The organism is Bacillus sp. X1(2014) (assembly GCF_007678255.1).
Genome location: NZ_VEED01000006.1, coordinates 31,244 through 44,531 on the forward strand (window position 1 = coordinate 31,244; position 13,288 = coordinate 44,531).

17 protein-coding genes are annotated in these 13,288 nt (G+C 39.4%); 10 read left to right on the forward strand and 7 right to left on the reverse strand.

What is annotated here, in order from left to right; translation table 11 throughout:
• Positions 1–310: 310 nt before the first annotated feature.
• Positions 311–421: a YjcZ family sporulation protein gene (locus FS608_RS13225; RefSeq protein ID WP_144550725.1), complete on the forward strand. Its 111-nt coding sequence runs from the start codon at positions 311–313 to the stop codon at positions 419–421.
• A gap of 101 nt (positions 422–522) precedes the next feature.
• Positions 523–717: a hypothetical protein gene (locus FS608_RS13230; RefSeq protein ID WP_260871676.1), complete on the forward strand. Its 195-nt coding sequence runs from the start codon at positions 523–525 to the stop codon at positions 715–717.
• A 118-nt stretch (positions 718–835) separates the two neighbouring features.
• On the opposite strand, the gene FS608_RS13235 is transcribed toward FS608_RS13230, so the two are convergent.
• Complete coding sequence (locus FS608_RS13235) at positions 836–1,162, reverse strand: YnfA family protein (protein ID WP_144552114.1); 327 nt, start codon at positions 1,160–1,162, stop codon at positions 836–838.
• A 364-nt stretch (positions 1,163–1,526) separates the two neighbouring features.
• Between FS608_RS13235 and yjcZ the strand changes: the two genes are divergently transcribed.
• The gene (gene yjcZ / locus FS608_RS13240) at positions 1,527–1,661 is read left to right on the forward strand and encodes a sporulation protein YjcZ (protein WP_144552117.1); all 135 of its coding nucleotides are present in this window, start codon (positions 1,527–1,529) and stop codon (positions 1,659–1,661) included.
• An 85-nt stretch (positions 1,662–1,746) separates the two neighbouring features.
• On the opposite strand, the gene FS608_RS13245 is transcribed toward yjcZ, so the two are convergent.
• Positions 1,747–2,532 (reverse strand): hypothetical protein, encoded by a 786-nt coding sequence (locus tag FS608_RS13245; protein ID WP_144550727.1) that lies wholly within the window; start codon positions 2,530–2,532, stop codon positions 1,747–1,749.
• 298 nt (positions 2,533–2,830) lie between these two features.
• On the opposite strand from FS608_RS13245, the gene FS608_RS13250 reads away from it, so the two are divergent.
• Positions 2,831–3,496, forward strand: coding sequence for a DUF421 domain-containing protein (locus tag FS608_RS13250; RefSeq protein WP_144550729.1), 666 nt, complete (start codon positions 2,831–2,833; stop codon positions 3,494–3,496).
• Between the two features lie 29 nt (positions 3,497–3,525).
• Here FS608_RS13250 and FS608_RS13255 read toward each other — a convergent pair whose 3' ends face one another.
• Positions 3,526–4,071 (reverse strand): YitT family protein, encoded by a 546-nt coding sequence (locus FS608_RS13255; protein ID WP_260871677.1) that lies wholly within the window; start codon positions 4,069–4,071, stop codon positions 3,526–3,528.
• A gap of 208 nt (positions 4,072–4,279) precedes the next feature.
• Positions 4,280–4,993: a class I SAM-dependent methyltransferase gene (locus FS608_RS13260; RefSeq protein ID WP_144550731.1), complete on the reverse strand. Its 714-nt coding sequence runs from the start codon at positions 4,991–4,993 to the stop codon at positions 4,280–4,282.
• Positions 4,994–5,241: 248 nt separating this feature from the next.
• Between FS608_RS13260 and FS608_RS13265 the strand changes: the two genes are divergently transcribed.
• The 3 genes from FS608_RS13265 to FS608_RS13275 all read left to right on the forward strand — a co-directional run bounded on the left by FS608_RS13265 (position 5,242) and on the right by FS608_RS13275 (position 6,444).
• The gene (locus tag FS608_RS13265; RefSeq protein ID WP_144550733.1) at positions 5,242–5,598 is read left to right on the forward strand and encodes an ArsR/SmtB family transcription factor; all 357 of its coding nucleotides are present in this window, start codon (positions 5,242–5,244) and stop codon (positions 5,596–5,598) included.
• 132 nt (positions 5,599–5,730) lie between these two features.
• The gene (locus FS608_RS13270; protein WP_144552122.1) at positions 5,731–6,261 is read left to right on the forward strand and encodes an SRPBCC family protein; all 531 of its coding nucleotides are present in this window, start codon (positions 5,731–5,733) and stop codon (positions 6,259–6,261) included.
• A 48-nt stretch (positions 6,262–6,309) separates the two neighbouring features.
• Entirely contained in the window at positions 6,310–6,444 is a 135-nt protein-coding gene (locus FS608_RS13275; protein ID WP_260871678.1) for a DUF2164 domain-containing protein, read from the forward strand.
• A 156-nt stretch (positions 6,445–6,600) separates the two neighbouring features.
• Here the strand turns inward: FS608_RS13275 and FS608_RS13280 are convergent, their stop codons facing one another.
• Positions 6,601–7,197 (reverse strand): TetR/AcrR family transcriptional regulator, encoded by a 597-nt coding sequence (locus tag FS608_RS13280; RefSeq protein ID WP_144550735.1) that lies wholly within the window; start codon positions 7,195–7,197, stop codon positions 6,601–6,603.
• Positions 7,198–7,460: 263 nt separating this feature from the next.
• Between FS608_RS13280 and FS608_RS13285 the strand changes: the two genes are divergently transcribed.
• Together FS608_RS13285 and FS608_RS13290 are read left to right on the forward strand one after the other, a co-directional pair.
• Positions 7,461–8,936, forward strand: a complete 1,476-nt coding sequence (locus FS608_RS13285; protein WP_144550738.1) for an MDR family MFS transporter — start codon at positions 7,461–7,463, stop codon at positions 8,934–8,936.
• An 862-nt stretch (positions 8,937–9,798) separates the two neighbouring features.
• A complete protein-coding gene (locus FS608_RS13290) occupies positions 9,799–10,419 on the forward strand; it encodes a DUF47 domain-containing protein (protein ID WP_144550740.1) in 621 nt (206 codons plus the stop codon).
• A gap of 40 nt (positions 10,420–10,459) precedes the next feature.
• Here the strand turns inward: FS608_RS13290 and FS608_RS13295 are convergent, their stop codons facing one another.
• On the reverse strand, positions 10,460–10,672 hold the full coding sequence (locus tag FS608_RS13295; RefSeq protein ID WP_144550742.1) for a hypothetical protein: 213 nt from the start codon (positions 10,670–10,672) through the stop codon (positions 10,460–10,462).
• Entirely contained in the window at positions 10,665–11,561 is an 897-nt protein-coding gene (locus FS608_RS13300; protein WP_144550744.1) for a ParM/StbA family protein, read from the reverse strand. The genes FS608_RS13295 and FS608_RS13300 overlap by 8 nt, the downstream gene beginning before the upstream one ends.
• A gap of 164 nt (positions 11,562–11,725) precedes the next feature.
• Between FS608_RS13300 and FS608_RS13305 the strand changes: the two genes are divergently transcribed.
• Positions 11,726–13,261, forward strand: a complete 1,536-nt coding sequence (locus FS608_RS13305; RefSeq protein WP_144550746.1) for a multicopper oxidase family protein — start codon at positions 11,726–11,728, stop codon at positions 13,259–13,261.
• The last annotated feature ends 27 nt before the right edge of the window (positions 13,262–13,288 follow it).

Below are 13,288 nucleotides of genomic sequence, written 5' to 3' on the forward strand. Positions count from 1 at the left end.
CCATTGTTTATTGAAAATTTTCATACCTTCCACGCTTGTCCAGTTCTCTTGTATTCAATTTGCATAACTTATTAGGGAGAGGCAGGAATCTCTCAACAGCCGCCAAGCTCAGACATTTATCACCTCTGGAAGGAGCGTATGTCATAGTACATACGCTTCTTCTTGTTTATCATCAGTTAAGAAAAATAGAGTACGATTGCGGAATTTTTCGAAGGAACGGAACTTGTCCAATCATCTTCTTTTATAAAAAATATACTAATCTTGGGGTTGGTTAGTAGCGCCCCAAATACTAATAGGAGGTGAAGAAGATATGAGTTGTGGATACGATGGCGGCTACGGAGGCGGCAGCACTTTCGTTTTAATCGTTGTACTTTTCATCTTGCTTATCATTGTAGGCGCTTCATTTATGAGCGGCTACTAAGTTAAAACCAGTGACATGTCACTTTTTAAAGGAACAAAGGACAGGTTGGGATAATCTGTCCTTTTTCCTAAGTACACCTGCTTGAGAAAGGAGGTGAAAAATTGAATTCACTTATGAGATTTAGGGGTCAACCTATTGAAATTAGAGATGGTTTTGGTAGAGTTCATCGTGGAATCATGGATGGGTTTGACCCTCCAGGAAGAGGCGTGTTTATTCGGGATGGCTTTTTCGGAAGAAGATTTATCCCCTTCTTTGTTATCATCGCTATCTCCTTCAGAGGACGCCGCATTTTCTAAAAAAACCACTGATCAATGAATATAAACATTATGAAAGGAAGAGTCTAGCTTTTTATAGGCTCTTTCTTTCATTATGCCTGGATTATTGCTTTTTGTTTTTTCCAACTTTATTAGGAATTTAATGCCGTGGTGCAAACAAGCTGACGGAAGCTCCGATTAAGCAGATTCCTGCACCAACCCAATCGTATAAATCTGGGGTTTTCCGATCAATGCCCCATCCCCATAAAATCGAGAGCACGATAAACACGCCCCCATAGGCTGCGTACACTCTGCCGAATGAGGGGAAGGTTTGAAAGGTAGCAATGATGCCGTATAAAGCTAATAAAAGCGCGCCAAAGATTCCCCACAGAACGGGCTTTCCTTCTCTTAACCATAACCAAATGAGATAACCGCCGCCGATTTCCGCCAATCCCGCTAGGATAAACAAAACAATTGCATAAAAAATAATGACCACACCCTTAAACTTATATTAGATAGGAAAATTATAGCCTAGTTTTACTGACAGATTGCTTTTGCAGGATGAATTGTAGTGTTTTGTGCATTTTTCAAGGTGGTTTGTGCAAATTCAACAGGGTTAAGTACAATTTCTAATGGGTTATGTACGAAAATCGAGGGGTTTTGTACAATTAGACAATATATGGAAAATTCCCACTCCAAAATGGTGCTCCATTTCAAATAAAATACAGTATAATTGCGGATTTTTCAAACAGGTTGGCACTTGTCCAATCATCTTTTCCAGTAAAAAATATACTAACGATGTGGATAGTTTTTTTACATCCAAATTGCTAGGAAAAGGTGGTGAGACATCTATGGGCTGCGGATATGGATACGGCGGTGGTTATGGCGGCGGTTACGGCGGCGGTTATGGCGGCGGCAGCACTTTCGTTTTAATCGTTGTACTTTTCATCTTGTTGATCATTGTAGGCGCTACTTTTATTGGCTAATCTAACATGCCAATTGATTGAAGGCAAGAAGGACAGATTCAAGTAATCTGTCCTTCTTTTCTTACTTTCTTCAGATGGTTGGGATTTAATCTCTATTTTTCCCCATAAGCATACCATTCCCACTGTCCAGCAGGCTTTTAGCTTTCTGATAATCATTGAAGTCCGCTTTTATATCCTCCTGTAATTTATCTTTAAAATGGCGGTATGATACCTCCCATTCCACTAAACTTTCAAAAAGTTTTGAAAAACTCGGCTTCATACTTTCCCAATTGGAATAAATGTTATTACACCTTTCCAATAAATCTTCACGGTAGTATAGTTGTTCCGCTAACTCGAGACCTTTAGCCGTCTCGACCTCAAGCACCTCTTGAATAGCATTGACTGCCATTACTTCATCATGGATTTGTGGTTGCACATCCAATTCCAAACGATGATTAGCATCAACTTCCAGTTCTTCTTGAATAGCATCCGTTCCCAAAAGTTGTGCATCCTCTTCCAATTCCAAACGATAATCAGAAACGACTTCGAGCTCTTCTTGAGTAGCATCCAAATCCCAAAATTCTTCGTGGACCTGTGGTTGCTCTTCTAATTCCAAACGATGGTCAGAATCCATCTCTTCTTGATGGAAATCATCCACTTTGAATAGCTGTTCCCACTGTTCATATAGGCCTTTAGCTGTCAGATAGTCCTCGAATTCCACGGTTTCATCTGCTTGTAATTTCTCTTGTAATTGATGGCAAGCCCCTTCCCACTCCTCTAAACTCTCCGTATCCAAGCGGCTTGAAACTTTTGGTTTCATACTATTACAATAAGAATTAAAGTTATTACACCATTCCAACAATTCATCACGGTATTGTTTTCTATCTTCCATTTCGGCACTTACCCCTCACATCGGTTATTCATTTATTTCTGATTTTTCATGACTACAAATTTATCCTATGTTACACGATTGTCCTAGGATTAGACATATACCCATATGTAAATAACAATATAATGTTAGTAAGTAAACGGAGATGGCTATTTGACTTTTACAAAAAGGAGATTTAATCTTTCTGAAATTTTTTTAATTTCAATACTAAGTCAAAATTATGGTATACAAAACAGGAAATACAAACACAATAATTTTGGAAATGAAAACATTTTATATCTGCAGAAATAGGAGTAAAAACATGATTCTTTTTTTAGGTGAATTAATATTGTTATTTATTATTTTTATCATTAGTGTAAGGTTCCTAGGGAAAGCAGCATTAGCGCAGTTAACTGCTTTTGATTTTGGGGCGATTATTTTTTTAGCATACTTGGCATTTGCCCCGATTGAAGTAAAAGGACCGATTCAAGGAATGGTCGGAATGCTTGTTATTACTCTTTTGCATTTTTTGATTTCAAAACTAAACCTCTATAAATGGTTTAACCATATTATTTCGGGAGAACCTACGATTTTAATCAAACATGGGAAATTAATCCCAAATAACCTGAAACGGACAAGATACTCACTTATGGAGTTATTATCAACTATTCGTGCAGCTGGAGTACCCGATATTGAAGACATCGAATATGCGATTCTTGAACCAAACGGAGAAATAACCATCCTTCCACAAGTCGATCTAATTCCTGTTACACCAAGGCTTTTAAAAATTGATATGGAGTATAAAGGATTACCCATTGCGGTCATCCTGGAAGGGAAAATTCAACATAAGAACTTAAAGTTAATTCATAAAGACGAAACATGGTTACTTAGTGAACTAGAGAAGAAGGAATATAAAGAGATAAAAAATATTGTCTATGCTTCCGTTAGAGATACGAATCATTCCTTAAATATTTATTTAGATAAATGATTGAGCTGCTTCTTCCATGAAATAGTAGTTTACTTTCCTCCAATCATCGAAGTGGTTAGACCAACAGTGGTAATAGCCACACATGAATAAAGAACGGAGTCTAATGGGAGTAAAGTCAGACTCGCCAAAACAATGAGGCCATCAATGGCTATAATGATAATGGCTATATCTACGGTAAAATTTTTAGAAATGATTTTAGCGAGTAAGTCAGTCCCTCCAGTGCTTGTCTGATATCGGAGCATTAAACCCACACCCGTTCCAATGAGTACTCCTCCTATTAGTGCACTTAAAAGGTGGGAAAGGTAAATTTGAGAACGAAGCGGAGTAAGCAAATCAATAAACAAAGAAGAAACCAACAATCCTTGTAAACTACTAAAAAAATACCCCCTCTTATTCATTGATGCGTATATACAGATTGGGAGGCTCAAAGCGACCATTGTAATCCCTGTCTGAAAATTAAAGAAGTAATGAAGGATCAATGCAATTCCAAGGATTCCACCGTCAATTAAATGATTAGGCACCAAAAACCCGTTTATCCCAATTCCTAAGAGCAAGCTGCCAATAATAGTAGCCATTAATCTTTGAAAAATAACCATCACCTTGTCCTGTCTTTTTTATCTATAAATATGTCGCCATCTAAAAATTAAGAATGTGAACAAATTTTTTAATTGGCATGGCGGAAATGTATTGGATCTTTAATCAAAAACTAACCCGTAAACGGATATTCCATTTACGGGTTTTGGATTTAATACTATTTCAATAAAAATGTATGACTTGAACAGTTCAAATACAACATCTGAACACTCGAAAACCTAGTATACCCTTATAAACCTTTATGAAGTGCAAGTGTTTTTCAAGAATTTCAAAGAATTTATCATCAATATTCTCCGAAAGTGAAAAATCAGTAACATTTTGCACATCATTTTCATCAAATTCAAGTTTACACCTCTCTACACTAACTTGTTTAAAACTGGCTCTTTTGAAAAAGTTAACCCATTCATTTTCAGTTAGTAATTGAGGAACTCCATAAAAACTAACGATAGGTTTCAGTTCATCTTCAGCAAGTGATTTTTCTAGTACCATTTCAATTACAAGTAAGACCCCATTTGGCTTTAATACTCTTTTAAATTCAGCAATTGTTAGGGAGACATCTGTAAAGGCTATGACTGATTCTGAGAGAATAATATCAAATAAACCCTCATCGAAGGGAAGATTTTCAGTGCTCCCTTGCTTAACATCAATAGGCAAATGTAAGGATGAAAATCTTTGTCTAGCCTTTTCCAACATGATTTTATTACAATCTATGGAAGTAACATTACATTGGTACTGTTCCGCAATATATGCAGAGGTTTGCCCTGTTCCACACCCAGCATCAAGAATCGACTTTGTTTCATCTATTTTTTCCCTTGATAGGAGCTCTTTTGTTAGTTGAAGACCTCCAGGATGGGCACCTCCAACTCCAAATATTGCTAAACAATCAAGATAAGTGTAATTCAAATTCCATCCCATCCTTGTTAGAAATTGTACATTATTTTGGACAAGTGTAATAGGGTACAAGCGGAAACTACTTTATCCTGTAATGAATGAAGTAGAATTTACCATCCCAAGCCTTAAATTTCATAAATTGGTTATAAGGGAACAAAACTGTAGTTTGTATACTTTTCCTCCCTCCCACGAAAACAACTAGGGAAAGACAATCCGAATATTCCTTGACAGGAATATTCCCGTTTAGGTATATTATATTCATGAAAGGGAAAATTATATTCATGAAAACAACTTTGAATGCTCTTGCTGAACCCAACCGTCTTCACATAGTCGAACTCTTGCGTGATGGTCCTCTCACTGTAGGGGAAATTGCCGATCGTCTTGGGCTCAACCAGCCACAGGCTTCTAAACATCTTCGTGTACTTAATAATGCCGGGCTCGTCGAGGTGCAAGCGATGGCCAATCGACGAATCTACACACTGAGGGCCGAGCCTTTCAAAGAGCTTGATGCCTGGTTGGAGTCCTACCGCCACATCTGGAATGAGAGACTCGATCGCTTAGATGATTACCTGCAGGTCTTGCAAAGTAAGGAAGTGAAGAAAGACGACAAGCAGTAGGCCTGCCGAACAGCATTAACAAAATGATAGAGCAGTACGGGGCCATTGAAAGAGCAAAATCCACACTTGATCGTCTTGAGGAACAATTGGCAAAGATTTAATAAACAAAACCATTCTGAAGGAGGAACTAAAATGCTAAATGAAAATCTAACTAACTCTGCTACCATGAATCCTGAAAAAAGTGAATTGGTGATCACACGAACCTTCAATGCACCACGAGAGCTAGTGTTCAAGGTTTGGACCGTGCCTGAGCATCTAAAGCACTGGTGGGGACCAAAAGGCTTCGCATTAGATATAAATAAGTTTGATCTCCGCCCAGATGGGATCTTCCACTACAAAATGCGATCCGAAGACGGCCACGAAATGTGGGGCAAGTTTATTTATCGCGAAATCATTTCTCCAGAGAAGCTCGTCTATATCAATTCGTTTTCTGATGAAGAGGGCAATACCGTTCGTGCACCTTTTAGCCCAATCTGGCCGCTGGAAATATTAAATACACTAACTCTTTCAGAAAATGAAGGCAAAACCACCATCACCCTTCGAGGTGGCCCTATAAATGCATCTGAGGAAGAACGTAAGAGATTTGTGGAAGAGTATGAATCAATGAAGCAAGGTTTTGGCGGTACCTTTGATCAGCTCGACGATTACTTGGCAAGAGCGTGAATTGGATATTAGCTGCCTAGTGTATGAAAGAATAAGCACCGATAATCGGTGTTTTTTCTTTTGGCTGAGAGTTGTCCTCACTTTTATAACGCTGAAGTCTTAGATGTTAAACATGTAGTTGAACAGCAATTTTCTTCTCTTGAAAATGAAATCTTAACACTTGAACGCCCGATAAAAAAATAAAGAGTGGAAAATTTACTTTCCACTCTTTATTTTTGGACTGTGAATTGAAAGAGACTTTTGGTTTTATCAAACGGAGGTTCGAAAAAATGGAGTATCTGGATTTACCTGGAGATACGGAAGAACATAAGCCAATGTGCCCTGTTCAATTTCTGTTGCTTAGGAATACTTAGAAAAATAATGTAGAAAAAAATAATCAATTTGATCGCCAATGGGAATTGGGTTCCAATCTATGGGCACGTTTTTTTTGCAAGCCATCAGGGTCGGAAAAAAGATGGCAGCATGGATTTGCCTCATCATCATGACAAGAACATCCTGATCTTTCTCTCCCGTAATTTCTTGTAACGTAGCAATAATTTTGGTGAATCCCATTGTTTGCATATATTCTTTGTATTCAAATTGCGACTCAAATGAAATATTGCCCTTCCCGAGAATTTCCCGGACGAGCTCAGGATACTTTATAATTGAATTTGCAAATTGAACCATGAAGGTTTTTAACCTTTCCTTTGGAAGAATAGAATGATCATCTAAAATGAGAAAAGCTTCTCGAAAGGAAGCCAGTAACACTTTCAAAGCTTCATTGATCAATTTATCCTTTGACCCAAAATAATAATTTATTAGCGCAAGATTAACTTCCGCTGCTGCTGCGATTTTGCGCAGGGTTACATATTCAAGACCTTCTGTCTTAATTAGTTCCAGTGTTGAATTCAGTATATTTTCCTTTGTAGTCCTATCTTTTTCGGAGCTTTTGGTCATCTTATAACTCCCCTAATACACTTGTTTTATTTATTTGTTAAAAACGTAAATTTAAACTTTGTTTAATTTTACACTAATACTCATGGTCTTTCTGTGTCAAGGTTCCATTTTATTATTTTACCATTTGGACCTCCCATGAATAAATTTTTACTTGACAGATCGGTGGAAAAGAGATAAATTTTTGTTTAAACATTGTTTAAAACACCGTTTAATTAATAGCTTAGATTGAAGATTAAGTTTTTAGAAAAGGAGATGATTTTCGTATGTCAACAAAAATAGAAAATAATAATGAGGCCTTTTCTATTAAAACCATCATAGGACCCATGCTTGCTGTCATTGTGGGGATGATAATGGTTATTCTTGATAGTACGGCAATGAATGTCGCGCTTCCTGGAATAGTAAAAGATTTTAAATCGGATGTTTCGACCATGCAATGGTCCATAACAGGTTATACCCTTGCATTATCAGCTGTCATTCCTTTAGCTGGCTGGATGACAGACCGATTTGGGGCAAAAAAGATATTTTTAATTACGATTGCCTTGTTTACGCTCGGTTCCGTACTATGTTCTATAGCCCAAACCCCTGAACAGCTAATCCTCTATCGGGTGATTCAAGGTCTGGGAGGAGGAATGGTTGCTCCAATAGGAATGGCCATGATTTTCCGACTTGCTCCTCCAGAAAAAATGGGGGCCGTCATGGGAACACTTGGGATTCCGATGCTATTAGCACCTGCACTAGGGCCTGTTTTAGCGGGATATCTTGTAGAATACGTTACTTGGCACTGGATTTTCCTTATAAATTTGCCAATCGGTATTATTGCCATTTTGGTTGGAATAAAATTTTTACCGAACGTTGAGCGTAAAACAGTTCCAACACTTGATTTTATAGGAATCCTTTTAGCACCTATTGCCTTCTCCATGCTTGCCTATGGAGTAAGTGAAGGGGGTAAGAGCTGGACTTCATCTGAAACTCTGACTGGATTAATTGTAGGTGGAGCGGCTCTCCTAATTTTCATTTTCGTCGAACTTCGTCAAAAACAGCCTTTATTAGAGCTGAGAGTTTTTGGATCATCTGACTTTAGAAAAGGTATTGTGATCACATGGATTTCCCAAATCGCATTATTTGGGGTTATGATTATTGTCCCGTTATTTTTGCAAACCGTTAGAGGTTACGGTGCTTTAGATACTGGATTAATTCTACTTCCACAAGCTCTAGCATCAGGTGTTATGATGCCAATCGGAGGGCGTTTATATGATAAAATCGGGGCTCGTCCTTTAGCCATAACAGGATTATCTATTATTACTGCAGCGCTATTTATGCTTTCACGAATTTCTATGGATACAACTACTGGATTTATCATTACATGTTTAGTGATGATGGGAGCAGGTATGGGTCTATCCATGATGGCGATTAATACCCATGTTCTTCAATCCGCTCCAAGACACCTTGTTAGTCGTGTCACACCATTAACGACAGCGGCTCAACAAGTCATGGTTTCATTTGCAGTAGCAGGTATGACTGGGTTCCTAACATCAAGAATCACTGATCATATGACAGGTACAACTAACCCCATTGAAGCAGCCGTTGCTGCCTATGGTGACACGTTCCTTCTAGCTGCAGGGATTGCGTTAGCTGGTGCACTTTTAGGAACCATCCTAAGCAGACCAAAACAACAGCCGGACCCTGCATCAGATGATGATTCAAATGATGCGAAAGTCGCCATGATGGCAGGGCATTAACAAGAAAAATGGATGACCTTTTCTCGATAACGGGAAAAAGTCATCCATTTTTTTGGTATCAATAGCATAACGCGGATTTAAAACGATTATTCTAGATTCGGAAAATCCCAATCTCTCTGTGATTTATATGAGAAGTATAACAATCTCTTTAAGGATTTTCTGTGGGTGCTTTGGCTAACGGACAGTAATTGAGCCTGTTGTCAAAGACCATATACAGCATCCGCACCTGCTGCCCCAACTCCAGACACAATTCCATTTATTCCCCAAATAAAGTATCTATTTCTACCATTTGCTTTTATGAAGTAGGGATTCCGCCAAACTGCGGAGGGATTCCGCCAATTAAGATGCGGATTCCGCCAATCTGGGATGTAATTCCGCCAACTTTAACTATTTTTCCGCCAAACCCCTTTTAAGTTACACCATTTCTTCTAAAGCCAGAACTATCCAATTGAGTAGAGGGAAAATAACTTAATTTATTTTCGCCCCTCTCACATTAGTCCGAATGTCTTTTAGGAATCCTTTGACATCTAATACATGCCGAACATCAAAATAATTGACGCCTTGATAATATTCGCGTTTTTCCATCCTAGACGTGAAATCTGGTAGGGCATTTTTGGAATGCTTAGCTTTTCCATGCGTTTCTTTCCTGATTCATGTTAATTCGCCATTTACAAATAATTCTTTCGACAATTTCCAACATTTTCTGCCGTGACTTTACTGTTTTTTCAGAAATAACTTATAGAAAATCCATTCGGCAATCTTTATTGTCGAGTAAATACAGGACGTAAGCCGTTACAAGGTGTCCAATTGCTGCATTTAATGTTTTATAACGACTAATTGGACAATGTGGGGTGGTAAATGAATGGCAAGAGCAAAAAAGAAAGACAAGTTCTTTAATTATTTACTTAGAATGTCTTTAAATTTAAAAGCAAGTACGAACTACTTTGCTGACTATAAATTAAACACTGTTAGTGACCTAAAAACTTTTACCGAAAAGATGAAAGAATTTGAGACTTACGGGGATAACATGGTACATGATCTTATTAGCGAACTAAATAATGCTTTCATCACTCCAATTGAGCGTGAAGATATTTTAGCTCTTTCCATAAGCATGGATGATATTTTGGACGGGTTATACCATACAGCTGCTATATTTGAAATGTACTCTATAATAGAAATAGACGATTATATGCTTACATTTGTGGATAGGATCAAAAATTGTGTAACCGAAATTGATGCAGCTATTAAACTGCTATCAACAAAGAATTGGCTTAATTTAAGGGAACACGCAATCAAAGTGAAAGAAATTGAGTCTGAATGCGACCACATTTTACGTGATGCCATTAAACATTTATTTACCACTCAGAAAGACCCTATCCGAATAATTAAATACAAACAAATCTATGAAGGTCTAGAAGAAATCGCTAACAGCTGTAAAGCGGTAGCCAATTCGTTTGAAACCATAATAATGAAGAATGCTTAATACAGGTATTGTTTCCAAAAAAAAGACCCCGTATTGGGGTTTATAGACCGAAGCTTTTCAACTTTGACTTGTCGATCGGTTTTACCTGCTGTTCTTTACGAATTACTCCACCTTGTTCCATATCCCGTTGAATCAGGCGTTTGATATATGTGGCAAACTGAATGTACTGGTTACAGTGCTCTAGAAGCTCTCTTTCATAGGGGTCATCAAGGTTGAAAGGGACAGACTTGACCTTACGATTCAGTTCATTCATCAGCAAAGACCGCTTTCCCCATAGAATAATACCCGAATGCGTTGGCATATTGCGGACTGTATACTTTGGGCCCGTTCGCCCGGTAGAGGACGGGTTTGATTAGCTGGATATTTTTAAAATGCCTTTTAACATATGGGTAAAGATATTCAGCAATTCCCCCGCAAAGATATGTCGGCTCGACCAAGTCCCATTTGCCCCGAATTTCCGCCAGGATGGCTTCAGCCATTTGTTTTTCTGTTATGTCCATGTGTGTTTCAGCCCCGAAAGCAAGGGTCCCGCTTTTCCTGTCAATAAAATAGCCATCTTCCACTCTTAAATAGTTGAAGGTACTACTTCCAGCGTCGATGATGTTTGCAATCTCCTCTGGCCTGTCTTCCATGCTGAAGTATGCCCCAGACCCTTCAGGTGCAACCCTAACATCATCGATGGAGAATGTTTTCCTTATATTGTTCACCGTGATCGTGTGTGACCCTTTCAGCATCTTCTCAATCATATCCCTGTCTTTATCCACCATGCCACGGATCGGCTGCCCAATTACTACACAATTCCCTCTTATTTTTCCATACTGATGAACGGCCACCAGTACTCTGATCTTTGTTTCTTCATGCGCTTTCGAAATATCTCTCGGCTCTCTGATCGCATGGCATTCCCGCCAGGCGATATTCCCCAAGAACAGCTTCTCATCTTCATACTCGACGATGTAGTCTCCAGCTTCCATTTGGTTTCCATCAGCATTCACCAAATGAAGATGGCGGTAAGGTCCAATGGTTGACCTAAACTTAAACACATGGTCCCTTGTTCTACCTTTCACCTCGTAGGCGCCTGCATCGATCGCTAAAATCCATTTGAGATCCATTTTTCCTACCCCTTTTATGCATATGTCATACATCTACCTAGTTTCAAACCCAGTATATGATTTAAGTACCACATGTGACACACACCGGTCATACAAAGTTTAGTGGTCAGGCCAATTCTACCGAATTTGATATATTCTCATAATCTGCGTCATAAAGTACTGTGATGACAACTATTCGATTGAAGGGAGTATTTCTTATGAAAAATCTCTCTAGATTTGTAGATGAACTCCCGATTCCCCCGATTTTAAACCCCCGATGGAAAGATTCATCTTATACTTATTATGAAGTGAAGATGACGGAATTTAAGCAATCACTCCACCGCGAGTTGAATGATACAACCGTTTGGGGCTACGAAGGCATCTATCCGGGTCCGACCATTGAGGTGGAAAGCAACGAAAATGTGTATATCAAATGGAGCAACGACCTTCCAGATAAACATCTCTTGCCGATCGACTATACGGTTCACGGCGCCCATAAGGATGTGCCAGACGTCCGGGCGGTGGTACATGTCCACGGTGCCTGCGTGGAATGGGAAAGCGATGGCTATCCCGAGGCTTGGTTTACTAAGGGTTTTGAAAAAGTGGGGCCTTACTTTAAAAAGCAAGTCTATCATTATACGAATTGCGATCATGCGTGTACGCTTTGGTATCATGACCATGCCCTGGGGATTACAAGGCTCAATGTCTATGCCGGATTGGCGGGATTCTACCTCGTCAGGAACCAGCGGGAGCGTTCTTTGAATTTACCAAGTGGAAAATATGATATTCCCCTGCTAATTCAAGACAAAGCTTTCCATCAAGATGGTTCGCTTTATTACCCGAAGCAGCCAGAAAAACCTGTCCCAGGATTAGAAACTTCGATCGTTCCTGAATTTTTTGGAGATACCCTTTTGGTGAATGGTAAAGTATATCCTTTTTTAAAAGTGGAGCCTCGTAAATATCGCTTTCGGCTTCTTAATGCCTCTAATAGCCGCTTCTTTCGGATAAAGCTGGATTCAGGCCAACGGATGTATCTGATTGCAACGGAACGGGGATTGATGCAGCAGCCAATAGGTGTCAAGGAGATTCTGTTATCACCGGCAGAACGGGCTGAGGTGATCATTGATTTCACCAATCTGGAGGGCAGGAAAATTATCATGACTAATGATGCGCCTGCCCCCTTTCCAAGTGGAAAGCCAGTGGATGAGCAAACGAGGAGCGTGATGCAGTTTCGAGTGACCCTCCCTTTGTCTAGTGTTGATACGAGTGTGATTCCGGCTTCTATGATGCCTATTCCGGTCATGCATGAACAGTCAGCCTCTAAAGAGCGATACTTAACTTTAAATGACAGTATGGATCAAATGGGGCGTCCATTAATGTTATTGGATAATAAACAGTGGGATGACCCGATTTCTGAAAATCCAAAGCTGGGCTCCACTGAAATCTGGTACCTGATCAATCTATCCCAGGATTCCCATCCGATTCATCTACACTTAGTGGAGTTTCAAATCTTAGACCGGCGGGGGTTCGATGTTGACAGGTATAACCAGGAGAAAATAATCCATTACACCGGTCCGGCGATTCCGCCTGAACCCTATGAACGCGGCTGGAAGGATACTGTTCGCGCAGACCCGAATCAGGTCACACGGATAATCATGAAGTTTGGTCCCTTTACAGGGCTGTATGTCTGGCATTGTCATATGCTAGAGCATGAAGATTATGAAATGATGCGGCCGTTTATTGTGATACGATGAGCTGAGGCAGTGTGAGTTTTCCACACT

Excerpts from the sequence above, each read along its gene's own strand:
- FS608_RS13225 (WP_144550725.1), top strand. The coding sequence starts at position 311 with ATGAGTTGTGGATACGATGGCGGCTACGGAGGCGGCAGCACTTTCGTT.
- yjcZ (WP_144552117.1), top strand. The coding sequence starts at position 1,527 with ATGGGCTGCGGATATGGATACGGCGGTGGTTATGGCGGCGGTTACGGC.
- FS608_RS13245 (WP_144550727.1), bottom strand. The coding sequence starts at position 2,532 with ATGGAAGATAGAAAACAATACCGTGATGAATTGTTGGAATGGTGTAAT.
- FS608_RS13250 (WP_144550729.1), top strand. The coding sequence starts at position 2,831 with ATGATTCTTTTTTTAGGTGAATTAATATTGTTATTTATTATTTTTATC.
- FS608_RS13255 (WP_260871677.1), bottom strand. The coding sequence starts at position 4,071 with ATGGCTACTATTATTGGCAGCTTGCTCTTAGGAATTGGGATAAACGGG.
- FS608_RS13265 (WP_144550733.1), top strand. The coding sequence starts at position 5,242 with ATGAAAGGGAAAATTATATTCATGAAAACAACTTTGAATGCTCTTGCT.
- FS608_RS13270 (WP_144552122.1), top strand. The coding sequence starts at position 5,731 with ATGCTAAATGAAAATCTAACTAACTCTGCTACCATGAATCCTGAAAAA.
- FS608_RS13280 (WP_144550735.1), bottom strand. The coding sequence starts at position 7,197 with ATGACCAAAAGCTCCGAAAAAGATAGGACTACAAAGGAAAATATACTG.
- FS608_RS13285 (WP_144550738.1), top strand. The coding sequence starts at position 7,461 with ATGTCAACAAAAATAGAAAATAATAATGAGGCCTTTTCTATTAAAACC.
- FS608_RS13290 (WP_144550740.1), top strand. The coding sequence starts at position 9,799 with ATGGCAAGAGCAAAAAAGAAAGACAAGTTCTTTAATTATTTACTTAGA.
- FS608_RS13295 (WP_144550742.1), bottom strand. The coding sequence starts at position 10,672 with ATGAATGAACTGAATCGTAAGGTCAAGTCTGTCCCTTTCAACCTTGAT.
- FS608_RS13300 (WP_144550744.1), bottom strand. The coding sequence starts at position 11,561 with ATGTATGACATATGCATAAAAGGGGTAGGAAAAATGGATCTCAAATGG.
- FS608_RS13305 (WP_144550746.1), top strand. The coding sequence starts at position 11,726 with ATGAAAAATCTCTCTAGATTTGTAGATGAACTCCCGATTCCCCCGATT.